Below are 16,244 nucleotides of genomic sequence, written 5' to 3'. Positions count from 1 at the left end.
CAGGATTATAAAATTTGCAGAATATCGACGACTCATTTCCAAAGCAGATCCATTCGATAGAATTTTGTTCATTCTTAAATTCTTAAAATTCTGATTCAGACAATTCTGAAGATGTCTTTCAATGCCCGCCTGGCAGCGTGATACCCGCACATGCCATGAACTCCTCCGCCTGGCGGCGTTGATGATGAACAAATGTAAATCCCCTTGGCAGATGTTTTATAAGGCGACCATCTTAATACGGGACGGGTAAAAAGCTGGCCCAGATCTATTACACCGCCATTGATATCGCCACCTATATAGTTTGGATTGTAGTCTTCCATCTGGGTTGTATTCATGGTATGCCTGGCCAATATGGTATCTTTAAAACCCGGGGCAAAACGTTCAACCTGGTTTTCAATTATGGCTGTCATATCTTTTTCAGATCCGTTTGGCACATGGCAATAGGCCCAGGCCGTATGCTTGCCTTGCGGTGCGCGTGTTGGATCAAATATGCTGGGCTGGGCAAGTAATACAAATGGCTTTTCGGAGTGCTTTCCATGCCAGATCTGTTGTTCGGCATCGGCTATTTCTTCAAATGTATTGCCTATATGAATAGTACCGGCCTTGTGGCAACCAGCGGCTTTAAATGGAATTGGTGTTGCCAGCGCCCAATCAATCTTAAAAACACCCATGCCATACCTGTAGCGTTCCAGTTGCCATTTGTAAAGTGCTGAAAAGCGGTGCCCTGCAATTTTAAGCAGCTGCCTTGGTGTTATATCAAACAAAACAGCATGTGCTGAAGGCAGTTGTCGCAATGAAGTTATAGGGGTATCAGTTTCTATCTTACCACCTATTGACACAAAGTATGATGCCAAAGCATTTGCTATGTGGCTTGAACCACCTTTAGGGATTGGCCACCCCTTTAAGTGCCCGTTAACCATCAAAACCAACGCAATTGCCGAAGTTGCTAAATTGCTTAATGGCTGTATGGAGTGCGCCGCCATGCCGCCAAATAACCCCCTTGCCTCAATTGTATTAAAACGCTTTACCAGGTAGCCTGCAGATGTCAGGGCAGACAGGCCAAACCGTGCCATGGCAAGCGGATGTTTCGGATAATGTAAAGGAGCCAAAATATCCGTAACTATGGAGGGCCAGTCTTTAACTACAGGCCCTATAAGTTTGGTATAAGCATCAGCATCTGCGCCTAACAGGCGCGCAGTTTCTTCAACAGAACCCGTTAAGATAGCCGCATTCCCATCATCAAATGGATGAGCTGCAGCTACTTCCGGATAAATATATTCAAGCCCGTGAATGTTTAAGGGCAGTGTTTCAAAAAAGGGAGATGCTGCGGCAAGCGGATGTACAGCCGAGCAGATATCATGCATGTAACCAGGCAATGTAAGCTCTGCCGATCGCAGCCCGCCCCCAACAGTTGATTTTCCTTCTACTAATAAAACCGACAATCCATTTTGCTGCATTAAAATAGCGGCTGCCAAACCATTAGGCCCGGAGCCAACTACAACAGCATCATAATCGCGTTTTTCAAGCTGCATTTAAAAATCTGAATATGCAGTTGGGTGCAGGAACAAAATATCTGCCTTAGAAACATTGTTTTGAAACTCTTTTTTGGCTACCAATACTTTCCATTCCGGGTCATTTGAAAAAGCATCCCAATGTTTGTCCCTATCTGCCTTGTTATTAAAAGTGGTCATATACATAAGGTTTGGCATGTGACTGCCGGCTAAAACTTCGGCATAAAACACGGCATTAAAGCCTAGCCTTTTAAATAATGCGACCTCGTTGCCATCATTAAACATTTTCACCTTGTTAACATTGTACTTTTCCGTTGCGCTTTCGTAGCTGCGAAGTTCATAAACCCTGTCAATTTTATTAGCTGTAAGCTGCGGAACATCCGGAGAAAGCATTTTTGGGAAAGCGCTTAGTAAAATGGTTTCCATGCGGGTATATGGCGCTTCATTATGTGCTGCATCAATATAATCCGCTCCATCAGTTAAGTATTGTTGATCGGCACCTAATTGCTGGTCGGTCTTTTTTATTTGCTCCCATGTTTTAAAGGGGATTAAAACATAAACTCTTTTGCCTGACGTATCTGCCTCAACCGGCTTAAAAACACCAACGTTTTTAATACCTAACCTATGCAATGCAGGTAAATAAGCGTTTTGTAAATAATGATCAATGCGGTCTTCCTGTGCCTGGGTTTTAAGATGATAGATCTTTAACTGGTAATAATAACCATCAGCTGCTTTAGCAGATGAATTGTAAACAGAAAATAAAAGCACGAAAAGAACAAATAAATAAGGATACCGGAAGATGTGATTTGAACGCATAAAATTTAGTTTTAATTTAGGTGAATTTACCTAATTTTATTATTAGATAAGGCTCAAATTTAACTAAAGGGATTACAAACCGGTAACTGTTGACTACTAATTATTTACTTAGTATCTGTTTACCCCATTTTTCTAAAACGTCCATAATATCCCCTATTTTCATAGGCTTGCTTAAATAATCATTCATACCGGCGTTTAGGCAATTCTCCTTGTCTTCGGGCATTGCATTAGCTGTCATAGCCACAATCACCGGCTGATGTTCAAGATTCTCCCTTATAAAACGCGTAGCTTCCAATCCATCCATTTCGGGCATTTGAACATCCATTAACACCATGTCGTACTTTTTAACAATTAATGCGTTTAATGCTTCGTGCCCGTTAGCAACCACTTGCGGATCGTAACCCATTTTTGTTAAAATACGTATGGCCAGCTTTTGGTTAATTAAGTTATCTTCCGCAATCAAAATTTCCATAGGATATAATGCAGCAAAGTCTTCTGAAAACGTTGAGACAACCTGGGGTTTTTTAATTATTTCGCCTGTTGCTTTTAGTTGCTCGGCAATATGTTTATATAAAACATGGTGCCTGGTAGGTTTTGTTAATATGGCATTAAACAAGTACGCTTCACTTTTGCTTTGCTCATTACCCATAGAACTCAATAAGATTATGGGGATCTCCGGCGATTTCTTTCGTATTTTTTTAGCCAATTGCACCCCATCCATGTCAGGCATGTTCATGTCGGATACGATCAAATCTATTGTTTGTTTTGATGCAAGTAGTTTTAATGCCTCTGCGCCTGATTCAGTTATTACAGGTAAAAATTTCCATTGTTCGAGCTGGTTCTTTAGGATCTCCCTGTTTGTGGCATTATCATCAATAACCAAAACAGCTTTCCCTTCCAACTCTTGGTGATTGAGGTAAACATAATTACGCGGCGCGTTGACGCCGGCTTTTGATTTAATGAAGAATGAAAATGTAGTGCCTACTCCCACTTCGCTCTCAACGTGTATTTCGCCGTCCATCAGGTTAACCAGCTTTTCGCTTATGGCTAAACCCAGGCCTGTGCCGCCATACTTACGTGTGGTGCTTGAATCTACCTGCGAAAAGGCTTTAAACAATTTGTTTAATTTATCGGCCGGAATGCCTATTCCTGTATCACGGACGCTAAAGTGGATCAACAAATCATCCGCTTTATCATCATCTACCTTAACACTTACAAATACCTCGCCCTTATTGGTAAATTTCATGGCGTTACTTACCAGGTTTATCAGTACCTGTCTTAACCTCAGCTGGTCGGCAATAATTTGTGATGGTACATTATGGTCTATCTGGTAAACCAAATCAATCTGCGATGCCTTTTCGGCAAATACATCCAGCACGCTTTCTACACAATCCCGCAGGTCAAAGTCCTGATCTTCCAATTCCATACTGCCCGATTCAATCTTTGAAAAATCAAGCACATCATTTATAATCGTTAATAATGATTCCCCGCAACTCTTGATAGTTTCTGCATATTCGTCCTGTTCGGGTGTGAGTGATGTGCTTGATAATAGCCCGGCCATACCAATAACCCCGTTCATAGGTGTACGGATCTCGTGGCTCATCATAGCCAGGAAACTACTTTTGGCCTTGTTGGCGTTTTCGGCTTCTTCACGGGCTTTTTCAGCGGCCTCACGCGATTCTCGCTCATCAATGGTCATTTTTGCAAGGCTTTCCGTACGTTCCTGTACCTGTTTTTCAAGGATCTCTTTTTGTTTTTTAATAGATTGAACGCGCAACTTAAACACGGTATAGATTGCGGCAACAATTAATACCACAACTAATATTCTAAACCACCAGGTTAACCAAAACGGAGGAACAATTGTAATGGTAAGCCCGGAAGTAACCGGCGACCATAAGCCCGAGCTATTTTGGTACTTTAATTTAAAAGTATAGGTACCCGGAGATAAGTTGGTGTACGAAGCAGTGTTTCTGTTGCCCACATAATTCCAGTCTTTATCAAAATTGGTTAATATATAGGCGTAATTCTTTTTATTTGCCAAAGTAAAATCAAGAGCAGCAAATTCAAGTGAAATTACCGATTGCTTGTATGATAAAGTAATGTCTTTTGTATCAGAAATATCCTGTTTTAAAGGGGATGGATCGCTGTTGTTTTTTGCTATAGCAACTGTTTTGTTAAAAATCTGGAATGATGTTATAAGGGTTGGTGAAAAGCCTGAGGGCCTTAAGATCTGTTCGGGGGTAAAGGCGTTAAACCCGTTTATGCCGCCAAAATATAATTTGCCTTCCTTACTTTTAAAAGCTGAATGCGATTTAAATTCATCGGCCTGCAAACCGTCCTCAACTGTATAATTAGTAAATTTATTGGTTTCCGGATTATATTGAGAAAGCCCGTTATTGGTGCCGATCCAAATCTTCCCGTTGTTATCTTCCCGTACGGCATAAATGATATCACTTGGTAAGCCGTCCTTTTTAGTAAAGATTTTAAAATGCCTTGTTTTAGGATCGAACAGGTTAAGTCCTGCAAGCGTGCTTACCCATATATTCCCTTTATGATCTTCAAAAAGGTCGGGGATCGAGTTGTTACTTAAACTATTGGCATTTTCCTCATGCTGGAACCGGATAAATGTGCTGGTCGCACGGTCAAACAGATTTAATCCCCCATCGAAAGTGCCAACCCACAAATTGCCTTGCTTATCCTCTAACAGCGAATAAATCCGGTCGCTGCTTAAACTCCGCGGATCATTGACATCAAATTTAAACGCCTTAAAAGTATTGGTTTGTTTATCATATACATCAAGCCCGTCATTATAAGTGCCTATCCAGGTTTTTTTATCGCGTGTGTGAATAAGCGCATATATATTATTGCCGCTTAAGCTTTTGGGGTTAGCCGGATCGTGTTTAAAATTTTTGAACACATTGGTTTCAGGGTTAAAAATACTTACGCCATCGGCCCATGTGCCAAACCAAAAATTACCATCGTCATCCTGGTTAACTTTTAATACATAATTACCGCAAATCCCATTTTTACCTGCAGGCTGTTGTTTGTAATGTTTTATAGTGCCATTTTCGTGGCTAAACATATCCAACCCTCCACCATCTGTACCTACCCAAAGATTTTTATTTGCATCCTCATACAGATCGAGCACAAAGTTATTTGATAGGCTATTGGGTGATAAACTGTGCCTGTAATACGTAAAGCTCTTCGTGCTTCTTTTTAAAAGGTTAATTCCACCGCTAAAGGCGCCTAACCACATATTGTTCATCTTATCTCTGCAAATGCTGTAAATGGTATTTCCGTCAATACTGTTTTTATCAATATCATCATGTTCAAAGTTGGCAAAGCGGTCTTTCTCAATATCAAGAATACTAACCCCTCCGTTTTCGGTACCTACCCATAATTTACCGGTTTCGTCCATATTTATGGAATAAACGGCATTACTTGAGAGACTGTTCAAATCCTTGTTATTATGCTGATAATGGCGAAATGTCCCCTTTAAAGGATCAAATAAATTAAAACCTAAATCCGGGGTACCTATCCAGATCCGGTGATCCTTATCCTCAAAAATACAGGTAATGTTATCACTTGATATAGCGTTAACCGCAGCGCTATACCTGTACTTAGAAAAAGAACCGCTTTTTCTGTTAAACAAGTTGAGCCCGCCGCCAGATGTTCCGACCCATAAATTATGCCGTGAATCTTCAAATACTGTACTTACCCTACTATCACTTAAACTGTTTGTATCGTAGTCTGAATGAATAAAGTGTCTGAAAGTATTCCTTTTCAGATCCAGGCAATCTACTCCTCCTTTTTGGGTACCAATCCATAGGTTGCCATATGAATCAAGCGCCAGTTTATTTGTGGCATTGCTCGAAATGCTGTTAGTGTTATTGCTATTGTGAAGATACCTTACAAAGCGCCCGGTTTTTCGCTCAAACTTATTAAGGCCTGACAGGGTGGCAACCCAAATGTTTCCGCTATTATCCTCTATAATATCGGCAATTTGATTATTGCTGATTGTATTATCATCCTGAAAACTATGGTTATATACAATAAATTTATAGCCATCATAACGGTTTAAGCCATCGCGGGTGCCAATCCACATAAAACCGCGGCTATCCTGCATTATACAAAAAACATTTATCTGTGATAAACCATCTGCTGTGCTTATGTGCTCAAATTTAAGACTCTGATTTTGTGAAAAGACGTTTGTCGTAACAAACAAAAAAAACATTAAAATAAAAAGTCTAAAAATATTCGGCATAGGTTACTGGTATTCAATCCTTAACAAATTACAATATAAAAATATAAAAAAAAAAAAACGGGGCAGGTACAGTTATACTATTGGTTATAATAATCTACTTATACGCAGTTTAGCAGCTATATGTTTAAAAAAGAAAATATAAAAAACAGGGATGATAAATCAATAAATTTATCATCCCTGTTAATGTGCAATAAGGACTATCGCAAAAAGAAACTACGCAATTATTTTACCCAGTTGGTTTCCAATAGCTTCATAAAATATCCACCTACAACACTGCGCGCCTGAAAACCAACCATTTTCCCATCTTTTGTTTCATGCCAATCGCTAAGCGGAACACGGGAAAGGGTTTCAGTTGCATATTTAAAAACAGGATCGGTTAACGCTTTAAAATCTTTTTGATTATCTGCTAATGATGCGGTCCACAGGATCCAGTCGGATTTTGTATAGGTTTTACGGCTATCCAATGGTAAACCGAATTCATTCTGTTTGGTTAAATAATAATCGATCTCTTTTTTATAAACCTGTGCCGGGAATAAATGCAAGCCTAGTACCTTATCCCAAATCAAATTATATTTTTGGCTCCAGGTATCTTTCTTTTCAAATACTAACGAATAATGGTCACCTGCATCGGCAAGTTTTTGCCACCTATTGGCCATGTCAATTGCAATAGCCTTGTATTTTTGCGCCACAGCCTTCTGGCCTAATTTATCTGCCAGATCGGCATAGGCACCTAAGGCAACAATGGCCTTAACTGATAAGTTTGCATTACGCGCTAAATGCCCGGCAAAATCATCGGTGCATAGTTGGTTACCGGGGTCAAAACCATTTTCGCTTAAATAATTAGCCCAGGTGCTTAATGTTTTCCAATGCTTTTGTGCATATGCGGCATTTCCTTCGGCTTTGGCAATAGCAGCTGTAAGAATTATCATATTGCCGGATTCTTCTACCGGCATATTCTCGCCATAGGTTTGTCCGTTTGCCAGCGGGTAAGTACCCAGATCATGCGCTGCAAAATCATGGCCCCAATCTTTACCTTCACAATAAAAAAAGATTCCGTTCAGCATACCCTCCAACAAGGCAGGGTTGTAGATGAGGTATAATGGCGCCGATGGATAAGTAACATCAACCGTGTTAATTGATCCATTACTAAAATTCTCTTTCGATAAAAACAGAACAGTTCCTTGCGAGCTTTTTAACAGCTGGTGTGCTGCAATACTTTGGCGATAGCCCAATACACACAGATCAGCATAGTTTTTACCTCCAGCTTTAACGGCAGCATTGTACATGCTTTTATTAAAGGCATCACATTTCTGCATTACCGATGCATAATCTGTAGCAGCAGTGGTCAGCTCCTTTTCAATGGTAGCACCCGTTGTTTTCCACCATGGCTTCAAGTTTTGTTTGAAGTATTGAACCGAATACAGATCATCATAACCCAACTCAACAAATTTTTCTTTAGCAGCAGCTCCAATGCTTCCAAAATCAAACACGGTATTTAAAGCTAACTGGTGTCCTTTGATTATCGTGCTGTTTGTTTCCTGACCTATAAATGAATTTACCGCTTCACTTTGCGGCGTTATATACTGAACCGCACCTACTGAATTTGGTACAGCCACATACATATAGCCCCAGTCAATTCGCAAGTCATCGCCTTTTTTCTGCAAAACGGGTTGTGCAACTGTGCCTGCTTTTAATATAGATAAGCTTTGTGTAAGGTATTTTTGTGTAGTTACAGCCTGCGTTGGCGTATTAACCGCAACTGATGTTGATGCGCCGAAAAACACTTTTACTTTATGGTTTTTACCGTCGTTTGATTTTACTTTATAGCTTATGTATGAAACAGGCCTGGAGAAAATATTAAGGTCATTCATTAACAATGGCGAAGTAAATGTAACCTTAAGATCAACACCCACGCATTCAAAATCATAAATGGTTTGAGTAGCATTTACTGTAACATCTTTTTGTTTGGCGAGCAAGATACCTGTAGATTTTGCTTTGGGCTCGTTAACCAGGCCGGCATCAAGCCATGCCCCACCAGCAGTATTTGCGCAATGGATAGCCAGTACATTTTTTCCTTTAACCAGCAGATCTTTAAACTTATCCTTTAGCGGGATCATTTTAAAATCACTTGTCCATCCAACTGTATTATAGATCTTTTCGCCATTCAAATATACGTCCACATTATCATCGTGATAAAGCTTTAAAAACAGCCTGTCAATGTTCAGGTCGTTAAGTGTAAAAGTCCGTCTTACCCAAATATTTTTGCTTGTCCACAAGGTTTTGGCCTGTGTTTTATCATCAGAGAACGGGGCCGAACCTGTTTTCCATTTACTATCATCAAATTTCACATCCTGCCAGTCCTTTGCGGGTTCAACTTCAGTGTACTGGCATTGGTAAGCCACTTCATCCGACGCCGATAAAACTGTATTGTAGGCAGGCACATCTTTTCCTAAAAAACGGTATATCGTATTATCAACCTTTATCATACCAATTAATGACTGATCTTTACCTGTCCAATGTCTTGTTGGATGAGCGTTTAAGCTGTCAGTCATTGACCAGATGCTGAAATAAGTATTATGCGTAATTAGAGGATAAGCCGGGGCTTTTTTAACCTGGGCATCAACTAAATTACAGGCAAGAGCCAACAGCAATAATGCTATGGAAATTTTTTTATTCATGATATGCAGATAATGTTTATGCAGGATATAATAAAAAAAACATAGCCAACAGCTCACAAATATAAACTGTGAACCGTTAACTATGTATTCATTATTACAATTCTCTAACCCAGATATTGCGGTAGCTAAGGGGTTCGCTTTTATCGCCATGTGCCTGCAACTTAATAGGTGCCGGGCCATGTTTCTGGTATTCAGGCTTTCCTATATATAATGTCGGGCCTTTTAATTCGAAGTTATTTTCAACCAGTACACCGTTAAAAAACACAGTTACTTTTGCAGTTGTTTTTACAGAGCCGTCTTCGTTAAATGTTGGGGCGGTCCATATTATATCATAAGTTTGCCATTCGCCGGGTTTTCTGCCGGGGTTGGCTAAAGGAATAGCCTGTTTGTAGATACTTCCGGCCATTCCGTTAACGTAGGTTTTATTATTATATGAGTCCAAAACCTGTAGCTCATACCCGGCATCGCCCTTACCCAGTGACGCTAAAAAAACACCACTATTACCCCTTGCCTGGCCGGATCCTTCGATATTTGCAGGCACCTTCCATTCAAGGTGTAGTTGATAATTGGTAAATTTTTGTTTGGTTTCGATATTGCCGTATTTTTTGTTTACGGTAAGCACATCGCCTTTAACATCCCACTTAGCGTCAGATTGATCGTCAGCCTGTACCCATTTATCAAGGCCTTTGCCATCAAACAATATTATAGCATCAGATGGTGCATCTTTAAAAGAAGTACCAGGTGTTACAACTTTGGGAATTGGCTCCCATGTTTCCGTATCTTCTGGTTTTGCCTGCTGTGCATTTGCCATAAAAAAGCTTCCGGTTAATACTGCAGTAAATAGAAGTGAATATTTCATTTGTTTAGTTAATTAAAGTAGAAGTTGATTAAGTTGGATTGAGTTGATTAGGTTGATTAAGTTTAACTATGGAGATTAAGCGAACGATAAGTATATACCTTTCATTCCTAACTTAATCAACTCAATCCAACTTAATCAACCCAATTAACTACTTACACGTGTAACGTGTTCTTCACATAAGCTGCGCTTTCTGCGATGCTTACAAAAGGGTCGATATTTATATAGTTTTCCTGCTCAACAATAAAATGTTTTAAGCCCGCCAGTTTAGCATGGCTCAAAATTGTTTTAAAGTCGATGCTGCCTTTACCTATTTCGGTGTTAAGGTCAGTCTGTTTTTTATCCCTGTCTTTTATATGACATAGCGCAAACCTGCCCGGGTGCTGCTGAAATAATTTAACAGGATCCTGTCCTGCACGGACTACCCAAAAAATATCCATTTCCATATGAACCAGCTTTGGATCGGTTTCTTTTAAAATGGTATCGTAAAATGTAGTGCCGTCAATTGGTTTCCACTCAAAGTTGTGGTTGTGATAGCCCAATTGCAAACCTGACTTTTTACATATTTCTGCCGCTTTATTTAACTTCTCAGCTACCTGTTTAAACTGATCGGCGCTTTTTAATACCTCGCCATTAATTGATGGCACAACTACGTATTTCATGCCTGTAGCGTTTGCAGCTTCAATATAGCTTTCCAGGTCGGTAGTTTTACCATGAACAAAGTACTCATCCATCCCAAAATGCCCGCTTGGGGTTGTAAGCCCGTTTGCTTTTAGCAAGCCGCTGAAAGCTTTGGCATCAAGTCCCCAAAAACCATTTTGCTTTGAATAGCCAAATGTTTCCACTTCTTTGTAACCGGCAGCTGCTACTTTAGCAATAACGCCTTTTACATCCTTTGGCAGTTGGTCCCGTAAGCTATAAAGCTGCAAACCCACTACATTTGTTCCTTTTGCCGATAATAACCCCGGCGCTATCATTAAGCCGGCTGAAATAAGCCCTGCCTGTGTTAAAAATTCTCTCCTCGTAGTCATTGGTAGTTTTATTTAGTATAGAGTGTTTTTTTTGTAATTAGTTTAATATCCAATTATACATCGCAAATCAGGATCGCTTTTTTTAATGATCCTATCTTATCAGCCTGTTTAGGAACAAACTCCTGCCCTACATATCCTTTAAAGCCGGTGGCGACAATTGCTTTCATTACAGCAGGGTAATAAAGCTCTTGTGTATCGTCAATCTCATGACGGCCCGGTATCCCCCCGGTATGATAATGAGCAATGTATTGATGATGATCGGTTATGTTCCTGATAATATCTCCCTCATCAATCTGCATGTGGTAGATATCATAAAGTAGTTTAAAATTTTCAGATCCTAATCTTTTAGCCAGCTCAGCGCCCCACGACGACTTGTTGCATTGATAGTCTCTATGATCGATCTTGCTGTTTAGCAATTCCATACATAATACAACCTTATGCTTTTCTGCAAGCGGGAGCAATTTCTTTAGGCCTTCTTCGCAATTTTTCCAGCCGGTTTCATCATCCTTTCCCCTGCGGCTGCCGCTGAAACATATTAAGTTGGTGTAACCATTTTTGGCTACCAGCGGGATCATATCAGTATATTGTTTTATTAATCTTTCGTGAAATTGTGTATCGCCAAACCCATCGGTTAAGTTAATTTCGGCGCCATTGCACATTGGCGAATACATGCCATGCTTTTGGAGTGTAGGCCAGTCTTTTGGTCCGCAAAGATCAACGCCGGTTATGCCTATTTCTTTTGATATAACACAAAGCTGATCGAGAGTATAACCGCTATAGCACCATGGCGAAACTGAATGGTTTATATTTCCTTTAAGTTTGTCAGATACCTGTTCCTGCATTTCCTCTTTTTTAAATGATGATAGCATACCCGTTGCCGTGATAGCTGCGGTTCCGGCAACAATGTTCTTTATTGCCGATCTCCTGTTTTGTTTAAATGCCATATAATTGGTTCAGTTTATATTTGTACTTGTGGTGAAGGCTCTTCTATATCCAAACCGGGCTTTGTTTCCATATGGTTTTTATCTGTGAAGAATATAATAAATAATATTAAAACCACAACAGCTATTCCTGCAGGTATAAGCCAAATTGATTGCCAGTTATGAGATGTTTCAGAAATCTTGTATTTATCTGCAATTTTTCCAGCAATAATTGAACCTATGAGCATACCTACGCCATAAGTGGCTAATGTGATAAATCCTTGTGCGGCGCTTTTAAATTGTTCGCCAGCCAGGTTATCTGTATATATCTGTCCGGTTACAAAGAAAAAATCATAGCAAACCCCATGTAATAAAATACCTGCTATAAGCATCCAATAATTGTTGCCGGCATCTCCATAGGCAAAAAATATATATCGTAAAGCCCAGGCTATCATACCTATCGCCAGCATTTTTTTCACACCTAGCCTTACAAAAAAGAAAGGTATCAATATCATAAACAATGTTTCAGAAACTTGTCCCAATGATTGTGTTACCGTTGTAGCCTTCATACCAATTTCGCCAAAAAACGGGTTTGCAAAACCATAATAAAACGCTAGTGGTATACAAATAGCAATTGAGGCCAAAAAGAATACCAGATATGAGGGATTTTTTAGTAAACGGATCGCATCCAAGCCTAATATATCGCCTATTGAAGATTTTTGCCCTTGTTTAACTGGTGGAGTTTTAGGAAGAGTAAAACTAAATAAACCCAATAATATAGAAGCAATTCCGGCCATCTTAAAAGTATTGACTAGTGCTGCCGCATTGCCCTGCTTATCCCAATTAAGCCAACTTACAAATGCGCCTGCTACAATCCATCCAATGGTGCCCAGTACCCGAATAGGTGCAAATTCTTTACTTGGGTTTTGCATTTGTCTGAATGATATAGAATTCACCAATGCCAACGTTGGCATATATAGTATCATGTAAATTAAGATCACCGGATAAAATGCTCCAAAATCTTTTGAAGTTGACGCCCACCAAAGTAACGCGCCACCTGCCAAGTGCAGAACACCTAATATTTTTTGCGCCGAAAAATAACGATCGGCAATTAGCCCAATTATAAATGGTGCAACTATTGCGCCTATGGATTGCGTGGTAAACGCGGTTCCAACCTCTACCCCCGATGTTTTAAGATAAGTGAGTAGATAAGTACCTAAAGTTACAAACCATGCTCCCCAGATAAAAAACTCAAGGAACATCATTGTAGAAAGCTTGACTCTGATAGTGGAGGTCATGGTCTATAGTTTAGCTGGTGCGTTTTAAATATTTATTTATGGAGCGACAAAATATATTTAACTATTGTTTTAGCATCATTAACAGAAAGCGAGGCATGCGCAGTCATCGGGATATCGCCCCAGTTACCCTTACCACCTTTGATAACTTTATCTGCTAAAGTATTGATATTTTTATCCGTAGGCGGATACTTGGCTGCGATGTCTTTAAAAGCGGGTCCTACCACTTTCACATCCTCTTTATGGCATGTACCGCAATCAGATGCAGCAATAAGCTTTATTGCCGGAGCTGCCGCGCCTGCATCCTTACTGGCACCGGTATTATTAGCATTGGTATCTACATTCGGTTCCTTGGTCTTGGCGGTTTGATCAGCGGTAGTTGTTGTTGCGCTATCAGCGCCGCTACCTGATTTTGAACCTCCGCCGCAGGCGGTTATAGCTGCACATATAATCAGCATTGCAAAAACTTTTTTCATCGTGGACGTATTTGTTTGTTAGAAAATGGGGTTTATTAAATTACAATTATACTATTTTATTGTTTCTAAACTACTGCTGTTTTTAACGGTGCTGTTTTATTTCTTGATCGCATATAAATTACCAGGCCAGCAAAGGCTACAATCAACACTAATGGGATCACTAACGTTGTTTGCAATACCTTTATACCGGCAGTGGTATTATCACCGTTTGCCGCTTTAACAATGTTGTCGTAATATTTACCCATAACTATTGTGTATAGTGACACAGCAAACATTCCAGCTCCACCCATAAGATTTAAACCCAGTGCGCCTGTTTTAGGTATATTTTCGTTAACAAAACCTAACATGGTTGGCCAAAAGAAACATACTCCCATTCCGAATATAATGGCAGCAAAAAATACAGCATTCCCGGTTAAAGTTGTAAATAAGAATAAGCCCAAAGCACCAAGTATTGTAGATATCAGCAATACCACCTGTGGTGAAAAACGTTTAAGTACAGGTTTGGCGAATCCCCGCCCAACAACCATTACCCCGGTTTCTAAGGTTAATAGCAGCAAAGCATTATCGTTTACCTTTTTCAATAATACATCTATCCATTGCCCAGTAAATAATTCTGTAATGGCTGTTCCAAACATGCAGATAAACATAAATATGAATAATGGGTTCCAGAGCGCCTTATACATGCCAGCAGTTGATACCCCTGAAGCAACACGCTCAGTAACAGGAAAATCAAGGCGTGAAAACAGGTAACCATAGATTAATGTTGGTATAAGCATTAACCCTACCTGAATTTGCCAGCCTAATCCTAATTTATTTAGGAAGATAACTATTAAAGTGCCTATAAATATTCCGCCAGGAAACCATAAATGGAAATGGCTGAGCTTTGTTGTTTTACTATCAGGATAAAGTGTTGTTACCAACGGGTTACAAGCCGCTTCCACAGTACCGTTTGCTAACCCTATTAATAAGGTTGAAATATAAAGTGTCCAGAATCCCTGTGCGAATATAGTGAGCAGGATACCGGCAAGGTGAAAAATAAATGCCATTACCAGCAACCTTTTCATGCCTATCAGATCTACTATAAATCCGCCAATCACTACGGCAATTGGAAAACCATAAAAAGCTGTAGCGGTTATAGATGCCAGCTGTGCTTTATCAAGTTGAAAATCAACACCAAGTTTGTTAAGGATTCCGGCACGAATACCGAATGATAATGAGGTAACTAACAGCGACAAGCAGCTTGCCCTGAACAGTTGAGTACGGTTAATGGATTGCATTTTAATAATTTAAGGTTATAATAGTTTAATAATTGGTTTACAGGGTGTAATATATCAATTAAATACCAAGTGTTTTCCTGTTAAATGCATCGTCAGATCCTGACGCTGCAAAATCATCAAAAGCTTTTTCTGTAACACGTATAATATGGTTCTTAATAAATTCCGCTCCTTCACGGGCCCCATCTTCAGGATGTTTAAGGGCGCACTCCCATTCCAGCACTGCCCAGCCTTTAAAATCATATTGTGTAAGTTTACTAAAAATACCTTTAAAATCAACCTGCCCGTCACCTAACGAACGGAAACGGCCCGCGCGGTCAATCCAATTTTGGTAGCCGCCGTAAACACCTTGTTTGCCTGTTGGGTTAAATTCCGCATCCTTAACATGGAACATTTTTATCCGTTCGTGGTAATTATCAATATATTCCAGGTAATTAAGGCATTGCAGTACAAAATGAGATGGATCATACAGCAAGCAGGCACGCGCATGGTTATTTACCTTATCCAAAAACATTTCATAGGTAATACCATCATGCAGGTCTTCGCCTGGATGGATTTCATAGCACAGATCAATGCCGCAATCCTCGTAAACATTTAATATAGGTTCCCAACGTTTGGCCAGCTCTGTAAAAGCTGTTTCAACTATGCCGGCAGGTCTTTGCGGCCAGGGATAAACCATAGGCCAAAGCAAGGCACCGCTAAATGTAACTGATGCATTTAGTCCCAAATTTTGTGATGCCTTTGCTGCATATTTTAATTGCTGTACGGCCCAATCCTGGCGCGATTTAGGATTCTTACGATATGCCTCAGGGGCAAAGCCATCAAAAAGATCATCATAAACAGGGTTTACCGCTACCAGCTGCCCTTGCAGGTGGGTTGAAAGCTCGGTAATTTCCAGTCCGTATGATTTGATCTCGTCCTTCAGATCTTCTGCATAAGTTTTGCTTTCTGCAGCTTTTTGCAAGTCGATAAAGCGGGGATCAAGCGTTGGCATCTGGATGCCTTTATATCCAAGGCCTGCAGCCCATTTACAAATACCCTCAAGGCTGTTAAACGGCGCAGTATCGCCTATAAATTGTGCTAAAAATATTGCCGGTCCTTTTATTGTAGTCATCTTTTGTTA

11 protein-coding genes are annotated in these 16,244 nt (G+C 40.0%); all 11 read right to left on the bottom strand.

The genetic code is table 11. The features are described 5' to 3' along the window. Positions 1-95 precede the first annotated feature (95 nt). The 11 genes from JWQ54_RS00990 to JWQ54_RS00940 all read right to left on the bottom strand — a co-directional run bounded on the left by JWQ54_RS00990 (position 96) and on the right by JWQ54_RS00940 (position 16,235). Positions 96-1,532 (bottom strand): NAD(P)/FAD-dependent oxidoreductase, encoded by a 1,437-nt coding sequence (locus JWQ54_RS00990; protein WP_299578927.1) that lies wholly within the window; start codon positions 1,530-1,532, stop codon positions 96-98. Continuing rightward, entirely contained in the window at positions 1,533-2,327 is a 795-nt protein-coding gene (locus tag JWQ54_RS00985) for an NIPSNAP family protein (RefSeq protein WP_299578925.1), read from the bottom strand. It abuts the gene before it with no gap. A gap of 100 nt (positions 2,328-2,427) precedes the next feature. After that, complete coding sequence (locus tag JWQ54_RS00980; protein ID WP_299578923.1) at positions 2,428-6,561, bottom strand: hybrid sensor histidine kinase/response regulator; 4,134 nt, start codon at positions 6,559-6,561, stop codon at positions 2,428-2,430. A gap of 251 nt (positions 6,562-6,812) precedes the next feature. Further along, a complete protein-coding gene (locus JWQ54_RS00975) occupies positions 6,813-9,269 on the bottom strand; it encodes a glutaminase family protein (protein ID WP_299578921.1) in 2,457 nt (818 codons plus the stop codon). Between the two features lie 94 nt (positions 9,270-9,363). Next, positions 9,364-10,128, bottom strand: coding sequence for a DUF1080 domain-containing protein (locus JWQ54_RS00970; RefSeq protein WP_299578919.1), 765 nt, complete (start codon positions 10,126-10,128; stop codon positions 9,364-9,366). Positions 10,129-10,280: 152 nt separating this feature from the next. Further along, positions 10,281-11,156 (bottom strand): sugar phosphate isomerase/epimerase, encoded by an 876-nt coding sequence (locus tag JWQ54_RS00965; protein ID WP_299578917.1) that lies wholly within the window; start codon positions 11,154-11,156, stop codon positions 10,281-10,283. Positions 11,157-11,209: 53 nt separating this feature from the next. Then, positions 11,210-12,100 carry a hydroxypyruvate isomerase family protein gene (locus JWQ54_RS00960; RefSeq protein WP_299578915.1) on the bottom strand — a complete coding sequence of 297 codons (891 nt, stop codon included), beginning with the start codon at positions 12,098-12,100 and terminating at the stop codon, positions 11,210-11,212. Between the two features lie 14 nt (positions 12,101-12,114). Continuing rightward, positions 12,115-13,374 carry a nucleoside permease gene (locus JWQ54_RS00955; RefSeq protein WP_299578913.1) on the bottom strand — a complete coding sequence of 420 codons (1,260 nt, stop codon included), beginning with the start codon at positions 13,372-13,374 and terminating at the stop codon, positions 12,115-12,117. A gap of 32 nt (positions 13,375-13,406) precedes the next feature. Continuing rightward, positions 13,407-13,847 (bottom strand): c-type cytochrome, encoded by a 441-nt coding sequence (locus JWQ54_RS00950; RefSeq protein WP_299578911.1) that lies wholly within the window; start codon positions 13,845-13,847, stop codon positions 13,407-13,409. A gap of 65 nt (positions 13,848-13,912) precedes the next feature. Then, positions 13,913-15,124 carry a sugar MFS transporter gene (locus JWQ54_RS00945; protein WP_299578909.1) on the bottom strand — a complete coding sequence of 404 codons (1,212 nt, stop codon included), beginning with the start codon at positions 15,122-15,124 and terminating at the stop codon, positions 13,913-13,915. A gap of 58 nt (positions 15,125-15,182) precedes the next feature. Beyond that, the gene (locus JWQ54_RS00940) at positions 15,183-16,235 is read right to left on the bottom strand and encodes a sugar phosphate isomerase/epimerase (protein WP_299578907.1); all 1,053 of its coding nucleotides are present in this window, start codon (positions 16,233-16,235) and stop codon (positions 15,183-15,185) included. Between the last annotated feature and the right edge of the window lie 9 nt (positions 16,236-16,244).

Source organism: Mucilaginibacter sp. (assembly GCF_028288225.1).
Lineage (GTDB): Bacteria > Bacteroidota > Bacteroidia > Sphingobacteriales > Sphingobacteriaceae > Mucilaginibacter.
This window is presented reverse-complemented; position numbering and strand designations above follow the sequence as displayed.

Bases quoted from the DNA above. Each gene is read 5' to 3' on its own strand.
- JWQ54_RS00975 (WP_299578921.1), bottom strand. From the start codon at position 9,269: ATGAATAAAAAAATTTCCATAGCATTATTGCTGTTGGCTCTTGCCTGT.
- JWQ54_RS00945 (WP_299578909.1), bottom strand. From the start codon at position 15,124: ATGCAATCCATTAACCGTACTCAACTGTTCAGGGCAAGCTGCTTGTCG.
- JWQ54_RS00970 (WP_299578919.1), bottom strand. From the start codon at position 10,128: ATGAAATATTCACTTCTATTTACTGCAGTATTAACCGGAAGCTTTTTT.
- JWQ54_RS00940 (WP_299578907.1), bottom strand. From the start codon at position 16,235: ATGACTACAATAAAAGGACCGGCAATATTTTTAGCACAATTTATAGGC.
- JWQ54_RS00965 (WP_299578917.1), bottom strand. From the start codon at position 11,156: ATGACTACGAGGAGAGAATTTTTAACACAGGCAGGGCTTATTTCAGCC.
- JWQ54_RS00980 (WP_299578923.1), bottom strand. From the start codon at position 6,561: ATGTTTTTTTTGTTTGTTACGACAAACGTCTTTTCACAAAATCAGAGT.
- JWQ54_RS00985 (WP_299578925.1), bottom strand. From the start codon at position 2,327: ATGCGTTCAAATCACATCTTCCGGTATCCTTATTTATTTGTTCTTTTC.
- JWQ54_RS00960 (WP_299578915.1), bottom strand. From the start codon at position 12,100: ATGGCATTTAAACAAAACAGGAGATCGGCAATAAAGAACATTGTTGCC.
- JWQ54_RS00950 (WP_299578911.1), bottom strand. From the start codon at position 13,847: ATGAAAAAAGTTTTTGCAATGCTGATTATATGTGCAGCTATAACCGCC.
- JWQ54_RS00955 (WP_299578913.1), bottom strand. From the start codon at position 13,374: ATGACCTCCACTATCAGAGTCAAGCTTTCTACAATGATGTTCCTTGAG.
- JWQ54_RS00990 (WP_299578927.1), bottom strand. From the start codon at position 1,532: ATGCAGCTTGAAAAACGCGATTATGATGCTGTTGTAGTTGGCTCCGGG.